Below are 23269 nucleotides of genomic sequence, written 5' to 3' on the forward strand. Positions count from 1 at the left end.
AGGGGACTGCCAATCCGTCGGTCTGCTCATGCAGCCACCCATCCAGTCCAGGCATCCGGGTTGGATTGTCCGTCCCGCATAAGATCTCATCTCATCGCCCCACATAATTCCCCGCTGCCGCTAGCAACATCTTCTGCACCTGCCGTCGCAATGCTGCCGGAGAAACCACCTCCACCCCGTCGCCGAACTTCAAGATATCGCCGACGAGTTCGCGCGTGTCTGAGAACGGGACCGACAATACGAAGCTGCCGTCTTCTGCCTCGCTGACCTCCTGCTCTGGATGCCACTCCTCGCGGCGTACCCAGCGGGCGCGTTCAGGCCCGAATTTCAGCACTGCGCGACCCTTGGGTACACCGCCGAAAATGCCATAGCCCCCGCCCAATGTCGAATCCAGCCGTGCATCGGGGATCTCTTCCGCAACCGTGTCAAGTACGTGCACTTGCGCCAGGGCGTCGATGGCGAAACTTCTCAGGTCATTGCGCATGTGGCACCAGGCGTCCACGTACCAGTTGTCGCGGTAGTGGACGAGGCGTTGCGGCGAAATCTCACGGTCGGTCGTCTCGCCGTTCTGCCGATTGAAGTGCTTGACGCTCAGGCGCTTGCGGCCGATCGTGGCGGCGGCGGTGGCCTCAAAGTTTTGCGGTTTCAGCTTTCGCTTTCCAGCGTGCACGAGCCGGATGCGCTTGCCCACATCCGCCGCGTCGAGGCCGTTCTTGGCCATCAACTCGGTGAGACGCTCCTGCAGCGGCCGGAGTCTCGCGCCCAGTATGCCCGGGGCTAGTTGATCCAGCAGCTGCTGGATCGTGACGAGCGCAAGCACTTCTTCCGGGCTGAACCACATGCCGGGAAGCTCGGTATCCGTATGCCCCGGTCCCTGCTCGATGACATAGCCGCCGCGATCGCGATCAAACTTGATCGGTACATGAAGCTGGTCGCGGAGCTTGGCGATGTCTCGCTTCAGCGTCGCCTTCGAAATCTCCAGCTTCTCCATGAGGTCTTCCGCGGACATCGCGCGACGACCGCTCAGGAAACTTTTGTACTGATATAGACGAACAACTTCGCTCATTGAGCCTTGCCTCCCCTCCTCGCAACAAAGTGTTTCACAGAACGAGGATGGCGGCTAGTAGCCGTTCTATGCACAAGGGGAGGAGTGACTAGCAACAAAGAGGTACACATACCTTGTTCCGAGTGAGTTGGTGTCGTTCAATCAGCATTCAGCGCTGGTACACGAACGAGCGCATCGGCAAAACGTCCCGTCCGAGGCGGGAGATTCCTCCCATACGGCACTAGTCAGGCTTGCCTGCCGCTTTGCCAGTCTTGTCGTCACTTCTTGCCCTTGCGGCCTTGGCCTTGGCCTTGACCTTCGCTCGATTTGCGCCGAAGGAACTTGGGCATTTCCGAGTTGTCGGTTTCCGACACGCGGTATTGGCCCTCCGACTTGGACGCAAGGCGCTGCGACGTGCGAAGCATGGCGTAATGCATTTCTTTCACCGCCATAGGCGCATCGCGCGCCACCAGCTGCTTCAAGGCGGCAACCTTCTCTGCGAGCCAAGGGTGATCGGCCACCTGCCGCTCCAGCTCGGTCAGGAGCTTTTCAGCGGCAGTGATGTTTCCTTCCATGACCAGGTCGCGAAGGGTGGCGGTGCTTTGTCCGAACTCCACTTCCTTTAATCGGCGTGCCACCAGTTCGTCAAGCGGCAATCCCTCGCAATCCTTGTCGCTGACCACTGGCAGCGACAACATGGCGCGAAGCCCGACTACCGGCTTGCCGCCTTCCAGCTCCCCTTCCACCGCAACGGCGAGGAGTGCCTGCGGCTGCCGCGGGTCCGCGCCAGGGTTCGCGGCAACATGCAGGCGAACGAGCATCCAGGCCTCGGAGGCCCATGCAAGATCTTTGAGTGCATACCGCCCGTCGGCCAGCTGTTGCACGATACCCAATGGCTCGACGATCACGCCCGCCGCTGGAGCGAGCCTGACGCGCACCTGCCGCAGGAAGAGCGACTGCAGTAGGGCAAGCTCCTCGTCGAAACTGTCCTGCAGATCTTTCGCGGTCTGGCCGTAGTAGTGCTGGCCGCCTCCCGCGCGCGCCATGCCGGTCATCAGGTCTTCGTTGAAATTGCGTCCGAGTCCGACTGTCGTGGTCGAGACGCCGCGCGCAGCCCACTGAGCGCAATGCTTCTCGATGGCAACGGGCTCGCACAGGCCCTCATTCGCCTGGCCGTCCGACAACAGCAGCACACGCGACATCGAGCGCTCAGTGCCTTGCCCGAGGATCGTCGCTCCTGCCTCCCATCCGTCGAAGAGCGCCGTGTTGCCGCCGCTCTCGACGCCCTCCAGGGCCCGGCGAAGAGCTGCAACGTCGCCGCCCCGCTGGAGCGGAAAAGGCACATGCACCTGGTTGTCGTAAAGGACGACCGCCAGTTCGTCGACCGGCTGGAGGCCGGCCGCAATGTATTCCGCGCACTTCAGCGCCTCATGCAAGGGTTCACCAGACATACTGCCCGACCGGTCGATGACGACGGCCAGCCGCAACGGCCCGCGCGCGGCTGCTTGGTCGGACGCAGGCCTGTCGGGCGCCTGCAGCCGCAGCAAAACTTCGAGCGTTCCACCGTTAGCGGGTACAGCTTGACGGCCGGGCGTGAGAATCAGTGTGGGATGTGGAGCGTGTTCCATTTGCTTTGTTCCTCGAGAAGTTGCGTGTCAGTGAAAGCGGCGATGGGTGCGATGGGCTGCCGTGATCACGGCGTCATCTGGCGACACAACCGCGTAGACGCCGAAGTAGCGCTCTGCCTTGGCGTACTCGTGCTGGCTCAATACGCCGCGCAGGTGCTGGCGCGTGGACTTGGAGACGCTCTTGATCACAGCGCCGTGCCCGTCATGTCGCGTCTCCCCGTGCTCGACGAGCAGGCGCAAGTACCAGGCGGGTATGCCGCGTTGTTGCATCCGAATGGCTGCATGGCTAGTGAGGCGAAGGGCGTTCATAAGTGTCTCCTTGGCTGCGAAGACCTCATGGTGGGCATCGAGAGGCTCACGCCCCGAGCCTGCGGCACTGATCGTTCATTCAGTTTTTAGCGCGACTGTCGGACGCTACCGAGGCTCACGCCATGAGCCTCTTCTCATCCGCGCGCCGGGGAGCCCTTAGCCGCTGAGCTTTGCCGCCAGCGCTCGCAGGTCCGGGGGGATGGCGCCATGGCTGACGAGGCGGATGTCGAGGTCGAAGTGTCGGACCAGGCGAACTGATCGCTCGATCGCATCGTTGATCCACAGATGATCGTTACCGAAAACGCCGCCCCCGACGCGCGTGAGGTAGACCGTTCTGCAGCCGCCTTGCTGCGCATTGAGCAAAGCGGCGAGCACCGTGGCCTCGTAGGTCGCCTCAAGGACCAGCGTGGCGAAGCCCTGCCACCTTGGCCGCGGCACCGACGTGTAGTTGACCGGTAGTGCCGAACAGAACACCTGCGAGATGAGCTGCGTCGGATCATCCTTATCCGTCACTTCCACATTCCAGTGCAGCCCAACGCGCAGCAGCCCCCGCAGCTCGTCAAGCTGTCCGGGCGTCATGTCGCGCAAATTCGCGTCGATAGTCGCCAGCCCTGATTTCGTGCAGAGGGCGTAGCCATTCTTCATTTGCCAGAGCGACCCGTCGGTGTTCCCGAGGGCGCGACCCACATCCTTCAGGCAATCGATCTGCCGGCCGGCGCGCTGACCGACTTGGCCGTCGACTTCCGCCAGATAATTGCGAAAAATCGTCCCGGCGCCGGCCGCGATTGCGCAGGCCGGGCCTTGGGTGGGGTCACCTGCATAGCCAGTCACTCCGTGCTCGGGCGTGACGTTCGGTCCGACCATCTCCAGCAGGTTGAACTGCGAGGCGACCTGAAACAAGGCGCCGCGAGATGATGAGTCCGCGTGCAAGCGGCGAACGTCGGCCTGCACACAATTCACCCGGAGCTTACCCCCGGCGCGGACGGGAAGTTGATCCACACGCTGCCGCAGTTCGGCGAGGCTCGGGGTCTCCAGTTGGCCTACAGCCCAGGTCCTGTCTGTATGTTGCGAGAGCAGCCGGCCTTTCGCGACCGAAAGTTTTCGCTGGGTCTCCTCATACGGCAGTTCGGCAAAGCCAGTGATGCGCTTGAACCAATCCATCAGCCGCCCTCCTTTGGCTCCAACAATCGCGTGTACGTGGCCAGATAACGTTCCTGCCCTTCCGTCTCCACCGCGCCCGGCCGCGCAGCGCGAACCTTCTGGAGCGCGCGTTGCGGGTTTTCCCCCAACTCGATCAGCAAAGCCACAGCCACTGTGCCGGCACGCCCGCGGCCGCCCCGACAATGCACGAGGACCTTCTTACCCTTGCGCAATGAGCGCACCGCCACTGCCCCTGCCGATAGCCACAGGCGATGAAAAGCTTGGTCAGGCGTGCTCAAGTCGACGATGGGCAGGTGATACCAGTCAATGCCGCGCTTGCGAAAACCTTCGCCTAGCGTCGGAACCTGGAGGAGGCGCAGTTCGTGCTGCTCTACGAGCGTTAGCGCCACGTCGGCACCCCAGGCTGTTACCGCATCCAGGTCGATGTCGAGGTCGCGCTGCCATGGCGAGCCGAAGACGCTGTCGCCGCGCTTCCCCGGACAAAAGGTGATCCCGACGATGCCGGACGCCCACGGTTCACAGGCAATTTCGACGATGCGCAGGGGATCCGTAGTGCTGGTGCGAGCAGTCATGCTGTCTCGAGCGCCACGCGAGCGACGATCGTCGGCAGGGGTGGCCGATCGCCGCGGATCGGCCGCATATAGCTGTCCGGCACGGGGCCGCGCTTGCGAAGAAAGACCTTGTCATCCATTGTCCACATCATCGGCTGCGCGCATTCGCAAGTCCAGAGGGGACCTGCGTCCTTCAAAGCGAGTTTGCCGCGACCGCTGTCGCGGCGACGCACACGGACGATCAGTCCAAGGTTGGAGGTGTTTTGAGCGTAAATGATGACCGCGAGGTCGCCAGGACGGCAGACGGTTTCCATATGGCTCCTGATCAAAGGGAAAAGTCCGGAGTTTGACCCGGTAGGGGCTCACTGCGTGAGCCGGGGTTACCTCTGGCCAATTCGAAACCGCGATCTAAGACCGCTTCGTTGCCATAATTGCTTTGCAGTGAGAAATGGACGAGTGCAATCGACATGGATTACGACATCATCGGCGACATCCACGGTCAAGCAGACAAGCTTCATGCCCTGCTGGACCATCTCGGGTACCGCGAGCGCGAAGGGGCATATCGCCATAGGGACCGCACCGCCATCTTTGTAGGAGATTTCATAGATCGGGGACCCCGCCAGCTCGACAGTGTGATGACCGTTCGTCGCATGACAGATACCGGTAGTGCGCTGGCAGTCATGGGCAATCATGAGTTCAATGCCATTGCTTGGCACACGCGCGATCCTGATCGTGACGGCGAGTTCCTGCGCCCACGTAGCGGAGCCTTGGGTCGGAAGAATAGGGAGCAACACGCCGCCTTCTTGGCCGAAGTCGAGGACCGAGGGGACTTGCACGAGGAAATAGTCGACTGGTTCCTTACCCTGCCCCTGTGGCTGGATTTGCCCGGCTTTCGTGTAGTGCACGCCTGCTGGCATGACGGATATATGGGCGAACTCAAGCCGCACTTGACGCTAGGCCTGGGACTTACTCGCCAGCTCATGATCGCCGCCAGCCGGGAAGGACGGATGGAGTTTCGCACTGTCGAAGGTCTTACCAAAGGGTTGGAGGTTGCCTTGCCCAATGGCCAACGGTTCCATGACAAGGACGGTCACCTTCGAAGCAACGTGCGGATCCGGTGGTGGGATACCGAAGCCACAAGCTACCGGGCCCTGGCTCTGATGCCTGAGGAGTTGCGAGAACAACTACCCGATACGCCGATCGCCGCGGATGTGCGCTCACCATACGACAACGTCAAGCCGGTGTTCTTCGGGCACTACTGGATGACTGGCCAACCGGCGCTGCAAAGCCCCTCGGCAGTCTGCGTGGACTACAGCGCAGCCAGGGGGGGCCCGCTAGTGGCCTATCGATGGGATGATGGTGCTCCTTTGTCCCCCGATCGACTCGTCTGGACAGGCTGATGCCTGCACACGGGGAGATGCGGCAGCACACTCAGCAGGGGTTAGCCGGCTGTTGTCGCATCTGCCGCCTTCGCCTTGAGCCGCGTGGTGCTTGGTGGCATGCCGAAGATCTCCGACGCGGCAACCGCGTTCGTCGTGTCGGGCAGCAGGTAGCAGCACAGCTTCTCGCCGCGCTTCCACTCAGCCAACACAACCTTGTCAGCGTGGTGGTGTTCCTTGACGCAGACCAGCCTGTCAATGTCTTCCGGAGAAGGGAACCTAGCCCCCCCACCTTTGACTTGAATGAGGACGATCTCGAAAAGGTCGCCTCGATACCGATTGGCGGCTGATTCCGCGTGATTCTTTCGGATGGCGATCATGTCCACGATTCCTCGCGACTCTTGTCCCGCCTTGCCGTTGAAGTTCACAACCTGCCACTTCACGCCCCCCTTGCTCGAGTGGCTTATCAACCACTTGGTCATGGTTCTGGCCCACTTTGCAGTTCGCAATGCCTTTTGGGCGGGAGAGCCTCCGACTAGATCGGTCATTGCGGACTTCTTTGGCAGGGCGCTGATGACTTTCATGTCGACCTCTGATGTGTTGCGTTGCTTTGTTTTGGATAGCGGTGGCGAAGAGTGTGTATCCAGCCCCCTGACGTTTGGGAGACCATTCGGCACCAAGTACACCAGCCTGCCATAGTCGAAACGTCCCTGTTTTGTCCCGGCGGCGCACTAGCTTCAGGAGCGAAGGCACGTGGGTGGCTTCCTGGCCGATGTAAACATGCTCATGGGGCACTTGTGGGAAGCCGCCAATGAGCGCGAGGAATTGGAGCTGGAGATAGAGCAGGTGACCGCTGATGACCGCGACGGGAAGCGCCAAGCGTTCCTCGCGCGCGCCGTAGCCCGTGTTACCGCGGTTGCTGTTGCTTGGCGCCTCAGACCCCAGCGGATGCCCATAGCGCCCTATTCCAAGTTTGGAAGACGCCAGCCTGCCAGCGCGTCAATCGGGCTGGGCATCCCGATCTCTTTGACGACGGAGCAACTCGTAAAGTCTATTGAAAATTTCAAGTTCCCCCGGCTTGAGCTTCTTGCCGCTGGAGATCTGCGCACCGATTATTGCGAAAATGCTGTTGGCAAAGGCGAGAAACTCATCTCGCGGCAACGCCCGCAACGCTCGATCGAGGATCTGCTTATCTGTCGGCTGCATAAAAGTTCTCCTGTACTGAAGAAAGACTTGAGATGACAGCCATTGTCTGCCCGTGAGTGCAATTGAATCAACGCCCCCGCAAAGGCATTTGGACATCGGGTAGCACCTACCACTTGTCCATGATTGCGCTTCTCATCTCTTGCTCCGACATCTCTGTTGACGTCTTGCGTGGTGCGAATCGATCACGATCCGACCGCAGCCACCCAACACAGCAGGTTCACCAGCGCCATCTGCTCCGGCGTCTTGCATTTGATAGCCATGAGCGCCGGGTTGGCGAGGACGATCGCCTGGCACTTGGCGCGCGAAATGGCGACGTTCAAGCGGTTCCTGCTGTACAGGAACTCGATGTTCCGCGGCAAGTCCTGCTCGCTCGAGGTTGTCATCGACACGATGACGAGTTCCGCCTCCTGCCCCTGAAACTTGTCGACGGTGCCCACGCGGGCGCCCGGTGGCAATGTCCTTTTCAGAAGATTCACCTGCACGTTGTACGGCGCCATGACGAGGATGTTGTCGGGCGTCATCGCGTGTTCGACGCCGTCTTCGTCGGTGTAGCGCTGCTCCAGTGCGCTTGTGTAGATGGCCGCAACCACCGCAGCCTCGGCCTCACATCCTTGGGAGCAGCCCTCGTGCTTCACAGGCACGTGCACGATGCCGGCCGGTCGAAGGTCGGGGTGGGCGCGCTCGTGCAGCAGGAGCATCCTTCGCGCGTTCCGGCTTTCCGCCTCCAAACGGCCGTCGTAGACCGCGTCCGAGATGAAGCGACACACCAGAGGATGCATTCGCCAGCTTGTCTTGAGAAAGATGCCGCGATCCGGCGCGATAGTGGCCTCACCGTCGAGCAGATAGTCCAGCGCGGAGTCGCCGGAGCGCCCCGGGTGTACGCCTTGCACGGGTTGGCTGAGCTGCATTTGATCGCCGAGCAGCACGATGTTCCGCGCGCATGTTCCGGCGGCGATCAAGTTTGCCAAGGCCACTTGGCCGGCTTCATCGACGAAAAGCGCGTCGAACTTCTGGTCTGCGGCCGCATCCGCGAACAGCCATGCCGTGCCTGCCACCAGCCGGGCACCCGAAGCCCACACGTCCTTGTTCGACTGAACGTTCGCCACGCCGCCGACCGGATCAACGAACTCCGAATCCGGATTGGTCGCCGATGCCTTCTTGACGGCCGGCACGTTCTGTCCGTTCTCGGCCAGGACTTTCATGACGCCGGCCAAGAGGTGATTGATCGCCTTGTGGCTGTTTGACATGACGCCGACTCGCCAACCTCGCGCCAACAGGTGCGCGATCATGCGGGAGCCGGTGTAGGTCTTCCCGGAGCCGGGAGGCCCTTGGACGTAGAGACACGTATGGTCCATCGCCTGGACGGCGGCCAAACTCCTCTCAAGCAAATCGGCGCCGTCCGCGATGATTAGTTGCCCCTTAGGCCGTCCCGACAGCCGCGGCGCCTCGCGCAAGAGATAACGCTTCAGCGCGAGATACTTTCCGTCGCCCGCAAGCTGGCTGTCCGCGAAGCGGTAAAGGGCGTTCACGAGCGGGTCGCACGGGATCGGCGGGGCGGGGCCGATGCTGAGCCGATCTGGAAGCGGATCATGTCGGGGCCCGATCTTCAATCTCACCTGCCTCGAGGATTCATCGAAAGTAAGCGTCCCCAAGCCTTGCCCGGTGTCTGCCCGCGTACATCCGTCGCCTGTCGCTAGCTTGGTTTCTTGATCTGGCGCCAAGTACGTGTACACCAGCGACCTGTTTTCCTGTTCGGGTGGCCGAAGGAGCGTCAGGCCGCCAAGACACTCCGGGTCTTCCAGGAGTTCGTCTTCGGTCATGTCCCTGCGCGCGTACAAGGCCCACCACGCGGGCTTGTCCGCGCGGCGATGGAAGTCGAGGAGCTGGTACGTGAGCTCCGATGCTCGATCCGCCACGGTCCGCGCCGAGTCGTCTGCAGGCAACTCGTCCAGCAGCTGTTGCCGGTAAGGAATGAGCCGCTCTTCGGCTTCCCCGGCCTTGGACGTCTTGCCTTCGGGAGATGCATCTCCGACGTCCACCGCGACGCGAGGCTTCCAGGCGACTCCAGCTGGCCGATGCGTCAGCAGCCATTCCCGCAGCTGCCGGGTGGATTCGACGTCGTCGCGGTTGTAGGCCTCAATGTCGGCCAGCAACCGCGGATCCGACGTCTCCCGCCACCTCTCGTAGAAGACAATGCTCGCGCCCGCGTTCTGCACGTCGCCTTCGCGCGCCGGGCGGTAGAAATGCTCAACGTACTTAATGGAGTAGCTGGGCTCGGAAATGCGGATGGCTTCCCTCACCACCTTGTAGAGGTCGACGAGCGCCCCCTCTCGCAGCAGGTTGTCGACTTCCACTTCGCGAGTGGCGTGCAGGCTGGCCAGCCGCTTCAGCGCCGTTTCCTCGTAGCTCGCATAGTGATAGATGTGACCTCCAGGATGTTCGCGCCGCCGGCGGACCACGAAATCCATGAACTGTTCGAAAGCCACCCGCTCTTCGGCGCGCGAATGCCCCCAGAAAGCGCGGAACTGCCATCCGCCATCGAAGTACCCGACCCCGAACAGGTATTCGAGCCCGCCCGGCTCCAAGGGATCCCCTTCCATGTCAAAGAACATGTCGCCAGGGTCGGGCACCGGCATGCGGAAGAAACCGCGACGTCCATCCGGATCCAGCGGAAGCACGAGGAACCGGCGCTCGCCCGTGCGGCGGGCGTCATCCTGCAGCGCCGCCTGGGAACGCAACTTGGCGAGTGTCTCGGGATTGAGCTTGGGCACGATGGCGCCCTCAGGAAGGGCGGCCAGCTTGGCCATCGTGGCGACGCCCGCCAGCTGCAGCTTGTTCCATTGAGTTTGCCGGATGCCTGCCACCTGGCACAGGTGATCGTCGTCGAGGCGCTTCTGGTCGCACTTCGCGCGCCAGCCGCACAAGTCGCAATGGTTGCAAGGGATCGGATAGCCCTCGGGCGCCTCCGCGCGCTCCAGCAGCTGCAGGCGGTCCTCGTACCTTGCGAGCAGCGCGCGGAAATAGTGCATGTAGTCGGCGCACATGAAGGAACGCTGGGTCCGGTCGCCCAGGATCACATGCATTCGCTTTGGCTGGGCACCCTGCCCGGCGGCAAGCAAGTCGCTGTAGAACGCCAGCTGCACGAGAAACTTCGCCTTGGTGGACCGCGCGAGTTTGGTGTCCGCGACCTCGTAGTGCCACGCCCCGAGCTCGGAGGAGCGCCCGTCGACACGGAACAGAAAATCCGCATGGCCGTACAGCTGGCCCCGTCGCAAGGTCGCCTGGTAAATGACGTCGGGGCCTGACGCCATGGCCGCGCGCGTATCGTCGACCCGCTGGTCGTTCGTGCGCCCGAGGGTCGGGATCTCGGCGACACTGAGAGCCTGCGACCTGAGCTGGCGCAAGAAGTCCACCTCGTGCTCGATGCCCTTCCGGGAAATCAATGCGGCGGATTCGTCCTGCTCCATCCTCATGGCGCCGCCAAGCTCGCCGCGGGCATGCAGCCAATCAAGCCGCGTGAGGTATTCGCACTCGAGGAAGGAGACCACGTCCGTGGCGGAGATCAGAACTCGGCCGTTCTCGCGCTGCATATGAGGTCCTAGTCGCTCGTTGCCGCGCTTGCGTTGCGGCCCTGGATGCTGGTCCTACCTCTCAGGTTCATGGGCGATTGTGACGAGGGTACCGCCGGCAGAAGAGCAGAGCTCAAGGCCACGGGCAACTCTGGATATCCAAGGTACTCTTGTTGGTGCGATCCCGTGTGATTGGGCATGCCTAGCCGAGTCAGGCAGCCCTTCGGAGCCGCATAGCTGTCGATGCGGCGTTTCGGTTGCTCATGCCAACTGATGTTGAACGCAAAGAGTGTCGGGAAGAAGTAGAGCGAGCTGTAGGGCAGGTGATCGTGGATCCACCACGCCATCTCGGTCCAACGGCCGCCCTGTTCGATTCGATCAACTAGCCAAGGAATGACAATGCATGCGGTCGCACCGCGCTTTCCGTCTTTGTCGGGATAGTCCCAGATATGTGCCGCGTTGTTTGCTTCGTTGGCTGTACAGTTCAGGCCATTCTTGTTGCCGAACTCATTGACAGTCGGAGAACGATATGCTGACCTGATATGGATTCGCCCAAAACAGGCTTGCAGTGGCTCGAGCAATTCCGCGGACAGCTTACGGCCGACCTCCACCATCGCGTCTGGATTGTCTGGTACGTTCTGCATCCCGTTCCACGCTGCGATTTCGGAGTGCAGGAAGTCCCGAACAAAGAAATTCGTGGAAAGTCTGACCCGGCCCAAGTCTTCTAGCTTTCTGTACGAAAGAATTCCGCTCATAGCACTCCTTGATTGCGCGCTTGGTGACTCAAGCTAATCCTACGAACTGCCTCAGATCAGCAGGCGGCTACCGCTTTGCACGAGCCTGCGGTGAACGAAGACTCTCCTTGTCCATTGTTAAGGACTCCCACCACCACGCGTGCTCACCATTCCGGCACGGAGGCCCATGAGAAAGATCTGGCCACGGGTACGCTTCCCCCAACAGAATGTGGCGGTTCAGTTCCTCGCTAGGAACTTCGCGGGCGTACCACCCGCGCCTCAAGAACTGGAGAAAAGATTGCCAGCGAGCCGGCGAACCAAACCTCGCGTGCAGCCGGCTATGACACCGCGTGCACACCGGGTATGCAGCAGGCGCATGCCAGCGGTACGGCACCGAATAGTCTTCGGCGTGAGTCTGCATCTTCGGCGGACTCGGGTCACCGCACATTGCGCACGGAGGTTCTCTCGCAGTGGCCGGCGAGGCGGCACGCCCCATGGCATTGCGTTCCTGCGGGCTATAGCCGTTGTACCAATCCATAGCTTTCTCCGATTGACCCACCATCAGCGAAGCAACGAAGCGATGGCTCTCGCCTCGGCGTCCATCCGCGCTTGAAACTTGCCAAAGTTTGAGAAGTGAAGGTGCAAGTGAACGGATCGACCATGACTAGCGTAGAGAACGGGAAGAATGCCCCCGCGCTTGTTCTTCGTGTCGAGCCAGGGAAACGCTCCGCTTCGCTGCATGAGCTTGGCCACGCCCGCAGAGAGAAACGTGTACTTAGCCCTACCGCTGCGTATTGCCTTGTCGATTCTCTGAAGGTGCGATGGATCCAAATCTTGCGGAGTAAGCCGACTTCTGCCGACGGTCGGGACACGCAGCAACTCCACGAACCCTACGCTGTCCGCATGCGCAGGAGTAAAGCCGATCCGAGCAAAGTTGCGATGGTATTTCTTGCCATCGCCTTTGTACTGCTGCAGCAGGAACGGGTGATGCACACCGTTCGTTCGCCAGAAGGCGGCACCGTTTTCGTGATACTCAACGACGCTTCGGAACACTTCAGAGCGTTCAATGCCTGCCGAGTAATTGGCATCCAAGCCGACGAAAAGAAACTCGGCTCTTTCTGGCTCGACCCCTTGGAATGGTCGAACGGAAAACAACTCCTTGAGCATTTGGCTGGGATGCGACTGAAACATGTGGATCACTTCGCCTTCATGATCGCGATGATCAGGGGGATGAGAAATTCATAGAGGCCATCGAATTCTTTTCGAGATCGTGTGCCTGGCGAAGCTCACGGACTGAGCCCACTGGACTGATCTTTCAGTCAGTGGTTTACGCTCCCGAAGACGAGGGTTGGGGCTCACGCTGTGAGCCCTCATTGCCGCTCGAGCGGAATTCCGAACAGTCGAGCAACTTCGGCCGCGTGGTAACGCAGCTCCTGATCGTGTGCCGCAGTCCAGCTCCTGAGAAGAGACCCGTACGTCAGGGCATGAAACCTCACAGTAGCCCCCGTGAGGTCTCCCGCGAGTCGACCCACAGCCTCCGAATGCGCACGAAGCGCAGTCGCAGCAATCGCGCCTCCATCGGGCCAGTTCGAGGGCTCGGCATAGAGATAGACGAGCACGGCCGGCTTGCCCTGCCGCTTTGCCTCGGCCGAAAGTGCCAAGGCATGCTTCACGAGCTGCGCAGCATCGATGGCGGCGTAGCTCTTGCCCGCCACCTTGAGTTCGTCGCGCAGAGCGAGGTACGGCGCCATCCCAACATCCCAGACGTCGCGCCAATATGCCTTGGAGAACGTCGGCAGATGCGGCCCGCGGAACGGCTCGAACCGCTTCGACTCAATCCCGATCAGGTGAGATTCAGTTTCGGCGAACACGTCCAGCCAAGGGTGCCGCCCACCCGCCCATGGAAAGCGGACCTGGTGCTCCAGGCAAACTTTCTGCACCTTCCACGGGAGATCCTCAAGACCGGGAAGCGGCGGCAGCGTCCGGGCGGGCTCCACAAAATAGCCAAAGGCATTGGCGACCAGCGCCGACGAGGATTCCGGGCTGGACATCTTTCCGGACTGGATTTCCTGGCCCGCGGCGGCCTCGTAGGCTCGCACAATGGCCTGCCGGTTCAAATGGGGCAGGAGAAACGGTTCGTGGGACGTCGCGGACATAGACCAAACACGGTAGTTGGCGACCGACGAACTGAAAAGGGACAAACGTCCTGAAATGTCCTGGGACGCCCTCCTGGGTTCAGGCACTCGTTGTTGTTGTGGCCAGCGACGCGGCATAGCGTGCCGTGGCGTCCTGCCGCAGCAGGTCTTTCTTGACCTTGCCCGAAGCAGTCTTGGGAAACTCGGGAACGACGATGACCTGCTCCGGGTGCTTTTGCCGCGCGACCCGCGCCGCGGCCAGCGTCTGGCACACGCCTTCGAGCGTCACGGCGGCGCCGGGCTGCACGACGAGGTAGGCACACACAGTTTCGCCCAGCCGCGGGTGCGGCATCGCGACCACGGCAGCCTGCAGCACGCCCGGGTGCTGGTGCAACAGGTCTTCCACTTCCTTGGCGCTGATCTTTTCGCCGCCGCGATTGATCAGGTCCTTGATGCGTCCGGTGAACACGATCGCGCCTTCTGGCGTGCGGTAGCCGACGTCGCCGGTATGAAAGAAGCCGTCCTCGTCGAACGCCTCGCGCGTGTCGGACTCGCGCGCGTAGCCCAGGAACAGCGCCGGGCCGCGCGCGCAGATCTCGCCTTCCTCCAGGGGGCCGGCCGGCTGGCCCGCGGCGGTGACCAGCTTGACTTCGTAGTCGACCACCTCGCCGTCGGTCTCGGCCGCGAGTTTCTCGTCGCCCTCCCCCGGGTAGCCCAGCGTGATCACGGGCGCCTCGCTCGAGCCGTACACCCGGAAAGCGCGGCATCGCTCGAGCACCCGCGGGACGCGCCGGATCAACTCGGGCGGCACGGCCGCGCCGCCGCAGGGAAACGCCCGCAGGCTGGGCAGTCCGCGCCGCTGCGACTGCGCCAGGTCCAGCAGTTCCTGCAGGAAGGGCGTGGCGCACAGCGTGAGGGAGATGGCCTCGCGCTCGATGAGATCGGCGGCCTGCGCGGCATCCCACTTGTCCATCAGCACGGTGCGCACGCCGTCGTGAAACGGCAGCTCCAGGCCGAAGGTGAAACCGGTGACGTGGGTCACGGGCGAAGGCATCAGCGTGGTGTCGCCCGCGCGGATGCCCCAATGCCTGCTGGCGCGCCGCATCGACCGGGCCAGCGTGTTGTGACTGTGCAGCACGGCCTTGGGATAGCCGGTGGTGCCGGAGGTGTACAGGATGAGCTTGACGGCATCCGGGGACACCTGCACATCGGGCGCCGGCGCGCGCTCGGCCAGCAGCCCGGACAGGTCGCCGGGTGAGCCGGCCTCGCCCTGCACGGTCCATACGTGCTTGAGATGCGGCAGCGCCGGCAGCAGGCCGCGCAGCATTTCCAGATAGTCGAAGCCGCGGAATTGCCGGGCCACGAAGATGCCCTTGGCGCGGCTGTCGGAGAGGATCAGTTCGACTTCGCGGCCGCGGTAGATCGGCACGATGGGGCACAGCACGAGGCCCAGCCGGCAAGCCGCGAGATCGATGAGTACGGCTTCCAGCCAGTTGGGGGTCTGGAACGCCAGCACGTCACCCGCCTGAAACCCGCGTGCCGCGAGGGCCCCGGCGAGGTGACCGGAGCGTTGCCAGGCCTGGCGGGCGGTGAGCTGTTCACCGGCGCAGACATGCGTCACCGCCTGGGGCGTGGCCGCCGCGAGCGAGCACGCGCGTTGCGCCACGGTGCGGTCTTCCCATTCGCCGCCTTGCTTCCAGCACTGCGCATCCTCCTCGTTCCAGCGCACCGGATAGCCGCTGATGTCCTGGCGCAGCGTGCTGGTCATACGGCGAGATAGCGGGTCTTGAGGTCGGGCTGGGCATCGAACGCGGCCCAGTCGCCCTCGAACACGAGATTGCCGCTGTCCAGCAGGTACACATGCTCTGTGCAGCGGCGGGCATAGGCGATGTTCTGTTCGGCCAGCAGCACGGTGAGCCCGAGTTCCTGGCGCGCGCGGCGCACTTCGTCGGCCAGGTCCATGGCGAGCTTGGGGGCCAGACCCTCCGCCGGTTCGTCCAGCAGCAGCACGCTGGGCGACGCCATGAGGCCGCGCACGACCGCCACCAGCTGCTGCTGGCCGCCGGAGAGCTGGTAGCCGAGCCGCCCGAGCAAGGGCGGCAACAGCGGAAACAGCCGCCCCATTGCCTCGACCGAAGTAGCCGGCCGGTCGCTGGCCTGGCCGTGCTGCGCCAGTTCCAGGTTCTGCCGCACCGTGAGGTTGACGAAGATGCGCCGGTCTTCCGGCACCAGCGCCAGGCCCAGCCGCGCCCGGGCCTCGGTGGCAAGCCCCTGCAGATCGCGCCCCCGCAGCGTGATTTGCCCCTTGCACAAAGGACCCGCGTCGAGCACAGCCTTCATCAAGGTGGACTTGCCGGCGCCGTTGCGCCCGAGCAGGGCCACGCCGCCGCCCTCGCGCACGCGCAGGTTCACGCCGAACAGGGCGTGGCTGTCGCCATAGCGGGCATGCAGATCGCGCACTTCAAGCATGGCTGTCCTCGTCGCCCAGATAGACCTCGCGCACGCGCGGGTCGGCGCGAATCTGCTCGGGCGTTCCCGATGCGATCAGCTCGCCGTAATGCAAGACCGAGATTCGATCGGCCAGGCCGAACACGACGTCCATGTCGTGCTCGGTCAGCAGCATGGCCAGGCGCCGCCGTTGCCGGACGGCGCGCAACAACTCGACGGTCGACCGGCGCTCGGCGGACGACATGCCGGCCGTCGGTTCGTCCAGGAACAGCAGCGCCGGCTGCAAGGCCAGCACCATCGCGAGCTCCAGCCGCTTGCGGTCGCCATAGGCGAGCGTGCCCGCGATCGCGTCCGCCTGCCGTTGCAGGCCGGCCTCGGCCAGCAGCGCGGTGATTTCGTCCTCGATGGCACCGGCGCTCTGGGCGGACAAGCCGGCCACCGGGTTGCGGCGCCGCGATCTCGCCTCGCAGGCGAGCTGCAGGTTGTCCCGCACGGTGAGCTTGGCAAACACGCGGGCAACCTGGAAGGTCCGGCCAAAGCCGCGGTGGACCCGCTGGTGCGCGGGCAGCCGCGTGACGTCCTCGCCCTGGAATTCGATGCGGCCGCGGCTGGTCGACACTTCCCCCGTGAGCACCTTGAACAGCGTGGTTTTGCCGGCGCCGTTGGGGCCGATCACCACATGGGCCTCATCGGGCCCCACAGTAACGTCCACCCCCCGCAGCACGTCGATCTTTCCGTAGGCCTTGAACAGCCCCGTGCCGGACAGCAGCGTCGCGTTCGCGCTCATGGCTTGGACTCCGCGAGCGCGGAAGGTGCCGGGCGGCGGCGCCAGAGGCGCGAGACCAGCTCCAGCACGCCGCCGGGCAGCGCCAGGACCACGCCCAAGAGCAGCAGGCCGGTGACCAGGTCGGAGATGCCCACCAGGGTGCGGGTGGCATAGAACACCGCGGACAGCATGACCGCGCCGAGCACGGGCCCCCAGAAGTAGGCGCTGCCGCCCAGCAGCGTGAACAGGATCGGGTTGGTGGAGTTGGACCAGTGGGCCAGCTCGGGCGTGACGATCTGCGCCCAGGGCGCGACCAGGGCGCCGGCCATGGCGGTGGTGAATCCGGCGAAGACGAAGACCGTCCACCGGTGCAGCCGTACCGGGATCCCCAGGAACTCGGCGCGCTCGGGGTCCTGCTTCAGACCTTGCAGCGCCCGGCCGAACGGCGTCGCGATCACCCAGCGGATCAGCGCGATCAGGAGCACGCAGACGGCGACGATGAAGTAGTAGAAGTTATCCCCGGCCGCCAGGTCGATGCGCATTGGGCCGAGCGCGAGCGCCGGCCGCGGCAGGCCGCTCAGCCCGTCGTTGCGGCCCAGCCACCCGGTGTTCGAGATCAGCAGATGCAGCAGTTCGGCGAACGACAAGGTGAGGATGGCGAAGTACACGCCTTCGCTGCGGCGCAGGGCGACGGCGCCGACGATCGCGGCGATGGCCGCGCCGGCCAGGCCGGCGAGCGGCAGCGCCACCAGCAGCGGCAGATTCCATTGCTGCGTCAGCACGGCCGCGCCATAGGCGCCGGCCGCGAAGAACATCGCCTGGCCGAAACTGAGCACACCCGACAGGCCGAACAGCAGGTTGAAGCTCAGGCCGAACACAGCGTTGATCCAGACCATGCCGGCAATGAAGATCAGCCCGCGGTTCAGGGCCGCCGGCAGCAACAGCCCGAGCAGCGCCAGCGCGAGCAGCACGAGCAGGTCGCGCCGCAGCCCGGCACCGGCGAATGCCGTGATTCTCACTGGCGTCTCCCCATCAGGCCCTGCGGCCGCAGCAGCAGGATCAGCGTCAGCGCCGCGAAGAACGGCAAACCGGGCAAGCCGGGCAACACCCATTGGCCGGCGGCGTCGATGAGGCCCAGCAGAATGGAGCCGATGAAGGCGCCGCTGATGCTGCCCATGCCGCCGACGATGATCACGCCGAAGGCATAGATGACGAAGCCGCTGGCGAGCGAGGGCGACAGCGCCTGGTTCGCCAGCAGCAGCCCGCCCGCCAGCCCGGCCAGGCCAAAGCCCAGCGCCACGGTCAGCGTGTACACCAGGCGCACGTTGACGCCCAGCAGCCGGGCCATCCACGGGTCCGCCGCGATCGCCTTGACGAGCCGGCCGCCCTTGGTGCGGTTCAGGAACAACTCGAGCGCGATGTAAGTAACGAAGCCCGCGGCGATGATGAAGAGCGAGAGGCGCGGCACCACCGCCTGCCCCAGCATCCAGGCGCCGTCCAACGATTGCGGCGGCGTGACGCTGTGGTACTTCAGGCCCCACACCAGCTTGGTGGCGCCCTCGCAGACCAGCAGCAGCGCATAGGTGGCGATCAGCACGTAGGCATCCTCGACCCCCGCCAGCCGGCGCAGCACCAGCCGATCGACCACCAGCCCCAGCAACGCGACGGCGAGGCCCGCGACGAGCGAACCGAACAGGTACACCGCCATCGAACCGCTGCTGCCCAAAGCCTGCGCCAGCGAGTAGGCCGCATACGCCCCGATCATGAAGAACCCGCCATGCGAGAAGTTGAGGATGTGCAGGGTGCCGAACAGCAACGTCAGGCCCGCGGCCACCAGGAACGTGGCCATGGCCCAGGTCAGGCTGTTGACCAGCAATGTCAGGATGTCGGCGGGACCCATTGCGCGGCGGTCAGGCGGTTCGCAGCTTCAGCTTCTGGCCGGGCGCCGGCGGCAGGATCGAGGTGCGGCCATCGACCTTGATGTATTGCGCCACGGCGTAGCCTTTTTCGGTGTTGGCCGGCTCGATGTAGACCAGTTCGACGTCCTTCACGGCCTGGTTGTCCTCGCGGCGCATATGGCGCGGCCCGGTCACCGTGTCCCAGGTCAGGCCCTTGAGGTTGGCGATCACCGACGGCGTTTCCACCGACTTGCCTTTCTCGATGGAGCGGGCCAGCGCGTACAGCGCCGAATGCGCCTCGGCCGCCCAGCCGAGCGGCTCGGGGTCCTTGAACATGGCCAGGTAGTCGGCGACGAAGCGGTCGCTCATGGCGTTGCCCTTGTTGGCCGTCGAGTAGTAATGCATGCCGGTCCACTGCGGCGGCAACTGCTGCTTCATGCCGCGCGCCACCAGGAACTCGTTGGCCGAGTCGCACACCACCTTGTAGCGCTGCATCAGCCCGAAGCCGCGCGCCTGCTGGAACATCGTGATCGCGTCGCCGCCATAGGTGGCATTGAAACAGCCGTCGGCCTGCACGCGCAGGGCGGCGGTGATGCCGTTGCGGTAGTCCGACACGCCGTAGGGCATCAGCACCGGATCGATGATTTCCGGCTTTTTCTTGGCGATGGCCGGGTAGAACTCGAGCAGCCCGTCGACGAAGATGCTCCACACGGTGCGGCCGTACTCGTGGTCCGGAACCAGCCCGGTCCAGCGCGTCACGTTCGGGTACTTCTCCGCCATCAGCTTGGCTTGCGCCCGGCCGCGCGCATCGGGGCTGTCGCCCGGCCGGAACATGTTCTCCGAGTACGCCTCGTGGTTCAACTTCTCGGTTCCGGCGCCGCAGGTGAGATGCACGCCCTTCTCCTGCTGCATCACGGGGGCGAGGGCCAGCACCACGGCGCTGGAGATGCCGCCGAGATGCAGGTTGACGCCGGCGCCCAGCAGCTCGCGGGCGGCGGCCAGCGCGGCCGCCGGGTTGGCCTTGTCGTCGCGGATTTCGAGCGCTACCTGGCGGCCCAGGATGCCGCCGGCCTTGTTGATCTGGCTCATGGCCACCTCGGCGCCGTTCTTGACGTAGGTGCCGATGAATTCCTGCGGCCCCGACAAGGGGGTGATCAGGCCGATGCGCAGCGGCCCGCCCTGGGCCCGCGCGAGGTTCGGCAGCGCGAGGCTGGAAGCGGCGGCGGCGCCGAATTGAAGCACGTGCCTGCGGGTGGGATGTTGACGCATGGAGCTCTCCTGGGTGTCGATGGGTGGGTTTCAGCGGCCGGTGAACTGGGGCTTGCGCCGCTCACGGAAGGCCTTCACGGCCTCCGCGTGGTCGGCACTGCGGTTGGACAGGCACTCGTAGGCGAGGCCCGCGTCGAAGTGCGCGTGGAAGAGCGCGCGCAGCGGCAGGTTGCTGGTGATCTTGGTCCAGCGGATCGCCTTGGTGGCGCCGCCGGCGATGCGCTGCGCCAGCGCCTGCACCTGCTCGTCGAGCTGCGCAAGCGGCACCACGTCGGTGATGAGACCGATGCGCTCCGCCTCGGCGGCCGTCAGCAGCTCGCCGGTGAACAGGTACTTGCGCGCCTTGGCGTAGCCGACGAGCTGCGGCCAGATCAGCGCGCCGCCGTCGCCGGCCACCAAGCCCACGCTCACATGCGGATCGCCGATCTTCGCTTCGTCGGAGGCGACGACGATGTCGCTCAGCAGCGCCAGCGTGGCGCCCAGGCCGGTGGCATGCCCGTTCATCTTGCAGATCAGCGGCTTTTCCAGGTCGAGCTGGGTGAAGACGATGTCCTTGCCTTCGCGCGCCATCCGGTCGAACTCGTCGGGGTCGTCCACATGCGACTGCATCCAGTCGATGTCGCCGCCGGCGCAAAACGCCGCGCCGCTGCCGGTCAGCACGACGACATCGGAGTCCGGGTCGCGCTGCGCGTCGGTGAAGACGCGCGAGAGCTCGGTGTGCAGGCGGCCGTTCACCGCATTGCGCTGTTCCGGGCGGTGCAAGGCGATGGTCAGCACGCGTCCGTCACGGCTGAACCTCAGGCATTGGTAGCTATCGAAATCCATCTGCGTCACCTCCCCACCGGGCTGTCCACGAACCGCCGCAAGTGCTCGCGCGGGCTGCCGTAGAGTTGTTCATCGACCACGGCCCGCCGCAGGCAGTGGCTGGCACCGCACTCCTCGGTGATGCCGATGCCGCCGTGCAGCTGCACCGCCTCCTGGGCCAGCAGCCGGGCCTGCGGCCCGATGAAGGCCTTGGCCGCGTGGACCTCGCCGGCGCGGCCCTGCGGGTCGCCCTGCAGCGCGCGCACTGCCTGGGCCAGCACCGCGCGCGATTCCTGCAGGCGTATGTACATGTCCACCGTGCGGTGCACCACGACCTGGTGGCTGCCCAGCGGCACGCCGAACTGCTGGCGCGTCTTCACGTGTTCCAGCGTCAGCGCGAAGGCGGTCTCCATCGCCCCCACGGCATCGGCCGACGCGGCCAGGGCCGCCAGCAACGCGCTGTGCGTGCCGCCCTCGACCGGCAGCGGCTCCGCCTCGCAACCCTCGAATTCCAAAGTCGCGGCGGCGCGTCCGTCCATCAGGGGATAGGGCTTGAGCTTGACGCCCGCCGCCTCGGGGCGGACGGCGAACCACTGCCTGCGGCCGCCGTCCAGCACTTCCACCAGTAGCAGGTCGGCCAGGTCGGCATCGAGCACGACGTCGCGCCCGCCGACCAAGCCGGCGCCATCGACCCGGACCGGCCAAGCGCCATCGGCGAAAGCACAGGCGATGCGCAGGCGCCCTGCCAGCAGCTCCGGAATCCATCGGGCGCGCTGCGCGGCGCCGGCATGAAGCCGGATCACGTCGGCTGCAATGCAACCCGTCGAGACCAGAGGCTCGTTGATGCCACAGGCGCCGGCGACGCGTGCGAGAACAGCGACGCCCCCGATACGCAGACCCAGGCCGTCATCTTCTTCGGCCGTGGCAACGGCCAGCCATCCCAGGCCGGCCATGTCGCGCCAGCGGGATGCATCGAAGCGTGCTTGCTGCGCGCTCAGGCGATGCCGGTCCGCCGGCGCGTAGCGCTCGCGGCCGAAGCGCTCGGCGGCGTCGGCCAGGGCCTGGTCGATCTCGTCCATGGCGGCGAGCGCTTTCACAGCCCCAGCTCCATCTTGGCAATCACGTTGCGCTGGATCTCGTTGGCGCCGCCATAGATGGTGGCCGCCCGCCCATGCAGGTAGTCGCGCACGAGGCCCGGTCCCAGTTCGGGCCCGGTGGCACTGGCCGGCCGGTCCAGGTGCACCAGGGCCGGGTCGTACACCGTGCCGTGCGCTCCCAGCCATTCCATCGTGGTTTCGGCGATCGCCTGCTGCAGCTCGGAACCCCGGATCTTCATGATGGACGCCTCGGCCCCGGGCGCGGCTTGCGGGTCCATCGCCTGAGCCGTCTGCAGGCAGAAGGCGCGCAGCGCATGTAGGCGCAACTCGAGCTCCGCCAGGCGGCGCTGGAAATCGTCCCGGTCCGCGCGCTGGGGATCGGCCGCGACCAGGCTCCTCAGGTGCGCGAGCTGGCGCATCGAGCGGCCCGTCTCGGCGGCGATGACCCGCTCGTTCGACAGCAGGAATTTCGCATAGCCCCAACCGCTGCCCTCCTCGCCGACCAGGTTGCAGGCCGGGACCCGCACCTCGTCGAGGAAAACCTCGTTGACGTGGTGGCAGCCATCCATCGTCCGGATCGGCCGCACCGTGATGCCGGGCGTCTTCATGTCGATCAGGAGGAAGGAGATACCCGCCTGCCGGCGGCCCTCGTCGCTGGTGCGCACCAGGCAGAACATCCAGTCAGCCCACTGCGCGTAACTGGTCCAGATCTTCTGGCCGGTGACGACGTACTCGTCGCCCTCGCGCACCGCCCGCGTCGTGAGGGCGGCGAGGTCGGAGCCCGCACCGGGTTCCGAGTAGCCCTGCGCCCACCATTCGGCGCTAGCCAGGATGGGCGGCAGGAAGCGTTCCTTTTGCCACCGCGAGCCGAAGGTATGAATGACCGGGCCGACGTAGCTGATGCCGAACGGGATCAGCCACGGCGCGCCGCACGCGGCCGATTCTTCCTCGAAAATGAACCGCTGCAGAGGCGTCCAGCCGCGGCCGCCGTGCTCACGCGGCCAATGGCCGGCCACCCAGCCTTTGGGCACCAGGGCGTGCAGGAAGGCGAGATAATCCTCCTTCTCGAGGAAGAGGTTGGCCTGCACTTTCGCGCGCACACGGGCCGGCAGTTCGCGCTCGCACCAGTGGCGCACCTCGGCGCGGAACAGCATGCCTTCCGGGTCGCCGCCGGCACCCGCATTCGCCGGCGGTGTCAGCGCATCCATCGGGGGGTCTTGTAAAATGAACGGTGGTTCATAACTCATTATTGACGCACAGCCAGTCTCCC

General features: G+C 64.6%; 22 protein-coding genes. 2 read left to right on the forward strand and 20 right to left on the reverse strand.

Features of this window, described 5'->3' with window-relative positions:
• Positions 1-91: 91 nt before the first annotated feature.
• The 6 genes from HNE04_RS13625 to HNE04_RS13650 all read right to left on the reverse strand — a co-directional run bounded on the left by HNE04_RS13625 (position 92) and on the right by HNE04_RS13650 (position 5008).
• Positions 92-1066: a helix-turn-helix transcriptional regulator gene (locus HNE04_RS13625; protein ID WP_172219760.1), complete on the reverse strand. Its 975-nt coding sequence runs from the start codon at positions 1064-1066 to the stop codon at positions 92-94.
• A 257-nt stretch (positions 1067-1323) separates the two neighbouring features.
• Entirely contained in the window at positions 1324-2673 is a 1350-nt protein-coding gene (locus HNE04_RS13630; RefSeq protein ID WP_172219763.1) for a vWA domain-containing protein, read from the reverse strand.
• Between the two features lie 27 nt (positions 2674-2700).
• Positions 2701-2982, reverse strand: coding sequence for a hypothetical protein (locus tag HNE04_RS13635; RefSeq protein ID WP_172219766.1), 282 nt, complete (start codon positions 2980-2982; stop codon positions 2701-2703).
• A gap of 156 nt (positions 2983-3138) precedes the next feature.
• Positions 3139-4143, reverse strand: a complete 1005-nt coding sequence (locus tag HNE04_RS13640) for a hypothetical protein (protein WP_172219769.1) — start codon at positions 4141-4143, stop codon at positions 3139-3141.
• Complete coding sequence (locus HNE04_RS13645; RefSeq protein ID WP_172219772.1) at positions 4143-4715, reverse strand: cyclin-dependent kinase inhibitor 3 family protein; 573 nt, start codon at positions 4713-4715, stop codon at positions 4143-4145. Before HNE04_RS13645 ends, HNE04_RS13640 begins: the two co-directional genes overlap by 1 nt.
• Positions 4712-5008, reverse strand: coding sequence for a hypothetical protein (locus HNE04_RS13650; RefSeq protein ID WP_172219775.1), 297 nt, complete (start codon positions 5006-5008; stop codon positions 4712-4714). The genes HNE04_RS13645 and HNE04_RS13650 overlap by 4 nt, the downstream gene beginning before the upstream one ends.
• A gap of 153 nt (positions 5009-5161) precedes the next feature.
• Here HNE04_RS13650 and HNE04_RS13655 point away from each other — a divergent pair, with 153 nt between their 5' ends.
• A complete protein-coding gene (locus HNE04_RS13655; protein ID WP_172219777.1) occupies positions 5162-6094 on the forward strand; it encodes a metallophosphoesterase in 933 nt (310 codons plus the stop codon).
• Between the two features lie 41 nt (positions 6095-6135).
• Here HNE04_RS13655 and HNE04_RS13660 read toward each other — a convergent pair whose 3' ends face one another.
• The gene (locus HNE04_RS13660; RefSeq protein WP_172219780.1) at positions 6136-6657 is read right to left on the reverse strand and encodes a hypothetical protein; all 522 of its coding nucleotides are present in this window, start codon (positions 6655-6657) and stop codon (positions 6136-6138) included.
• Positions 6658-6826: 169 nt separating this feature from the next.
• On the opposite strand from HNE04_RS13660, the gene HNE04_RS13665 reads away from it, so the two are divergent.
• The gene (locus tag HNE04_RS13665) at positions 6827-7315 is read left to right on the forward strand and encodes a hypothetical protein (RefSeq protein WP_172219782.1); all 489 of its coding nucleotides are present in this window, start codon (positions 6827-6829) and stop codon (positions 7313-7315) included.
• A gap of 146 nt (positions 7316-7461) precedes the next feature.
• Here HNE04_RS13665 and HNE04_RS13670 read toward each other — a convergent pair whose 3' ends face one another.
• From HNE04_RS13670 to HNE04_RS13730, 13 genes are all read right to left on the reverse strand, one after another.
• Entirely contained in the window at positions 7462-10869 is a 3408-nt protein-coding gene (locus HNE04_RS13670; RefSeq protein WP_172219784.1) for a TM0106 family RecB-like putative nuclease, read from the reverse strand.
• Positions 10870-10877: 8 nt separating this feature from the next.
• A complete protein-coding gene (locus tag HNE04_RS13675; RefSeq protein ID WP_207717564.1) occupies positions 10878-11603 on the reverse strand; it encodes a hypothetical protein in 726 nt (241 codons plus the stop codon).
• A gap of 540 nt (positions 11604-12143) precedes the next feature.
• Entirely contained in the window at positions 12144-12773 is a 630-nt protein-coding gene (locus HNE04_RS13680; RefSeq protein ID WP_235965001.1) for a hypothetical protein, read from the reverse strand.
• A 179-nt stretch (positions 12774-12952) separates the two neighbouring features.
• Positions 12953-13738, reverse strand: a complete 786-nt coding sequence (locus tag HNE04_RS13685) for a PGN_0703 family putative restriction endonuclease (protein WP_172219786.1) — start codon at positions 13736-13738, stop codon at positions 12953-12955.
• A 79-nt stretch (positions 13739-13817) separates the two neighbouring features.
• Positions 13818-15485, reverse strand: a complete 1668-nt coding sequence (locus HNE04_RS13690; protein WP_207717565.1) for an AMP-binding protein — start codon at positions 15483-15485, stop codon at positions 13818-13820.
• Positions 15482-16186 carry an ABC transporter ATP-binding protein gene (locus HNE04_RS13695; protein ID WP_172219788.1) on the reverse strand — a complete coding sequence of 235 codons (705 nt, stop codon included), beginning with the start codon at positions 16184-16186 and terminating at the stop codon, positions 15482-15484. The genes HNE04_RS13690 and HNE04_RS13695 overlap by 4 nt, the downstream gene beginning before the upstream one ends.
• Positions 16179-16952, reverse strand: a complete 774-nt coding sequence (locus HNE04_RS13700) for an ABC transporter ATP-binding protein (RefSeq protein ID WP_172219789.1) — start codon at positions 16950-16952, stop codon at positions 16179-16181. Before HNE04_RS13700 ends, HNE04_RS13695 begins: the two co-directional genes overlap by 8 nt.
• Positions 16949-17950, reverse strand: a complete 1002-nt coding sequence (locus HNE04_RS13705) for a branched-chain amino acid ABC transporter permease (RefSeq protein WP_207717566.1) — start codon at positions 17948-17950, stop codon at positions 16949-16951. Before HNE04_RS13705 ends, HNE04_RS13700 begins: the two co-directional genes overlap by 4 nt.
• Positions 17947-18831, reverse strand: a complete 885-nt coding sequence (locus HNE04_RS13710; protein ID WP_172219794.1) for a branched-chain amino acid ABC transporter permease — start codon at positions 18829-18831, stop codon at positions 17947-17949. Before HNE04_RS13710 ends, HNE04_RS13705 begins: the two co-directional genes overlap by 4 nt.
• Before the next feature lie 10 nt (positions 18832-18841).
• Positions 18842-20098 carry an ABC transporter substrate-binding protein gene (locus HNE04_RS13715; protein WP_172219797.1) on the reverse strand — a complete coding sequence of 419 codons (1257 nt, stop codon included), beginning with the start codon at positions 20096-20098 and terminating at the stop codon, positions 18842-18844.
• Positions 20099-20128: 30 nt separating this feature from the next.
• Positions 20129-20923, reverse strand: coding sequence for an enoyl-CoA hydratase/isomerase family protein (locus HNE04_RS13720; protein WP_172219800.1), 795 nt, complete (start codon positions 20921-20923; stop codon positions 20129-20131).
• Between the two features lie 5 nt (positions 20924-20928).
• Positions 20929-21999 carry an acyl-CoA dehydrogenase family protein gene (locus tag HNE04_RS13725; RefSeq protein ID WP_172219803.1) on the reverse strand — a complete coding sequence of 357 codons (1071 nt, stop codon included), beginning with the start codon at positions 21997-21999 and terminating at the stop codon, positions 20929-20931.
• Positions 21996-23207 carry an acyl-CoA dehydrogenase family protein gene (locus tag HNE04_RS13730; RefSeq protein WP_172219806.1) on the reverse strand — a complete coding sequence of 404 codons (1212 nt, stop codon included), beginning with the start codon at positions 23205-23207 and terminating at the stop codon, positions 21996-21998. Before HNE04_RS13730 ends, HNE04_RS13725 begins: the two co-directional genes overlap by 4 nt.
• Positions 23208-23269 lie beyond the last annotated feature (62 nt).

This window comes from Caenimonas soli (assembly GCF_013155545.1).
Lineage (GTDB): Bacteria > Pseudomonadota > Gammaproteobacteria > Burkholderiales > Burkholderiaceae_C > Ramlibacter > Ramlibacter soli.

Excerpts from the sequence above, each read along its gene's own strand:
- HNE04_RS13625 (WP_172219760.1), bottom strand. The coding sequence starts at position 1,066 with ATGAGCGAAGTTGTTCGTCTATATCAGTACAAAAGTTTCCTGAGCGGT.
- HNE04_RS13630 (WP_172219763.1), bottom strand. The coding sequence starts at position 2,673 with ATGGAACACGCTCCACATCCCACACTGATTCTCACGCCCGGCCGTCAA.
- HNE04_RS13635 (WP_172219766.1), bottom strand. The coding sequence starts at position 2,982 with ATGAACGCCCTTCGCCTCACTAGCCATGCAGCCATTCGGATGCAACAA.
- HNE04_RS13640 (WP_172219769.1), bottom strand. The coding sequence starts at position 4,143 with ATGGATTGGTTCAAGCGCATCACTGGCTTTGCCGAACTGCCGTATGAG.
- HNE04_RS13645 (WP_172219772.1), bottom strand. The coding sequence starts at position 4,715 with ATGACTGCTCGCACCAGCACTACGGATCCCCTGCGCATCGTCGAAATT.
- HNE04_RS13650 (WP_172219775.1), bottom strand. The coding sequence starts at position 5,008 with ATGGAAACCGTCTGCCGTCCTGGCGACCTCGCGGTCATCATTTACGCT.
- HNE04_RS13655 (WP_172219777.1), top strand. The coding sequence starts at position 5,162 with ATGGATTACGACATCATCGGCGACATCCACGGTCAAGCAGACAAGCTT.
- HNE04_RS13660 (WP_172219780.1), bottom strand. The coding sequence starts at position 6,657 with ATGAAAGTCATCAGCGCCCTGCCAAAGAAGTCCGCAATGACCGATCTA.
- HNE04_RS13670 (WP_172219784.1), bottom strand. The coding sequence starts at position 10,869 with ATGCAGCGCGAGAACGGCCGAGTTCTGATCTCCGCCACGGACGTGGTC.
- HNE04_RS13675 (WP_207717564.1), bottom strand. The coding sequence starts at position 11,603 with ATGAGCGGAATTCTTTCGTACAGAAAGCTAGAAGACTTGGGCCGGGTC.
- HNE04_RS13680 (WP_235965001.1), bottom strand. The coding sequence starts at position 12,773 with ATGTTTCAGTCGCATCCCAGCCAAATGCTCAAGGAGTTGTTTTCCGTT.
- HNE04_RS13685 (WP_172219786.1), bottom strand. The coding sequence starts at position 13,738 with ATGTCCGCGACGTCCCACGAACCGTTTCTCCTGCCCCATTTGAACCGG.
- HNE04_RS13690 (WP_207717565.1), bottom strand. The coding sequence starts at position 15,485 with ATGACCAGCACGCTGCGCCAGGACATCAGCGGCTATCCGGTGCGCTGG.
- HNE04_RS13695 (WP_172219788.1), bottom strand. The coding sequence starts at position 16,186 with ATGCTTGAAGTGCGCGATCTGCATGCCCGCTATGGCGACAGCCACGCC.
- HNE04_RS13700 (WP_172219789.1), bottom strand. The coding sequence starts at position 16,952 with ATGAGCGCGAACGCGACGCTGCTGTCCGGCACGGGGCTGTTCAAGGCC.
- HNE04_RS13710 (WP_172219794.1), bottom strand. The coding sequence starts at position 18,831 with ATGGGTCCCGCCGACATCCTGACATTGCTGGTCAACAGCCTGACCTGG.
- HNE04_RS13715 (WP_172219797.1), bottom strand. The coding sequence starts at position 20,098 with ATGCGTCAACATCCCACCCGCAGGCACGTGCTTCAATTCGGCGCCGCC.
- HNE04_RS13720 (WP_172219800.1), bottom strand. The coding sequence starts at position 20,923 with ATGGATTTCGATAGCTACCAATGCCTGAGGTTCAGCCGTGACGGACGC.
- HNE04_RS13730 (WP_172219806.1), bottom strand. The coding sequence starts at position 23,207 with ATGGATGCGCTGACACCGCCGGCGAATGCGGGTGCCGGCGGCGACCCG.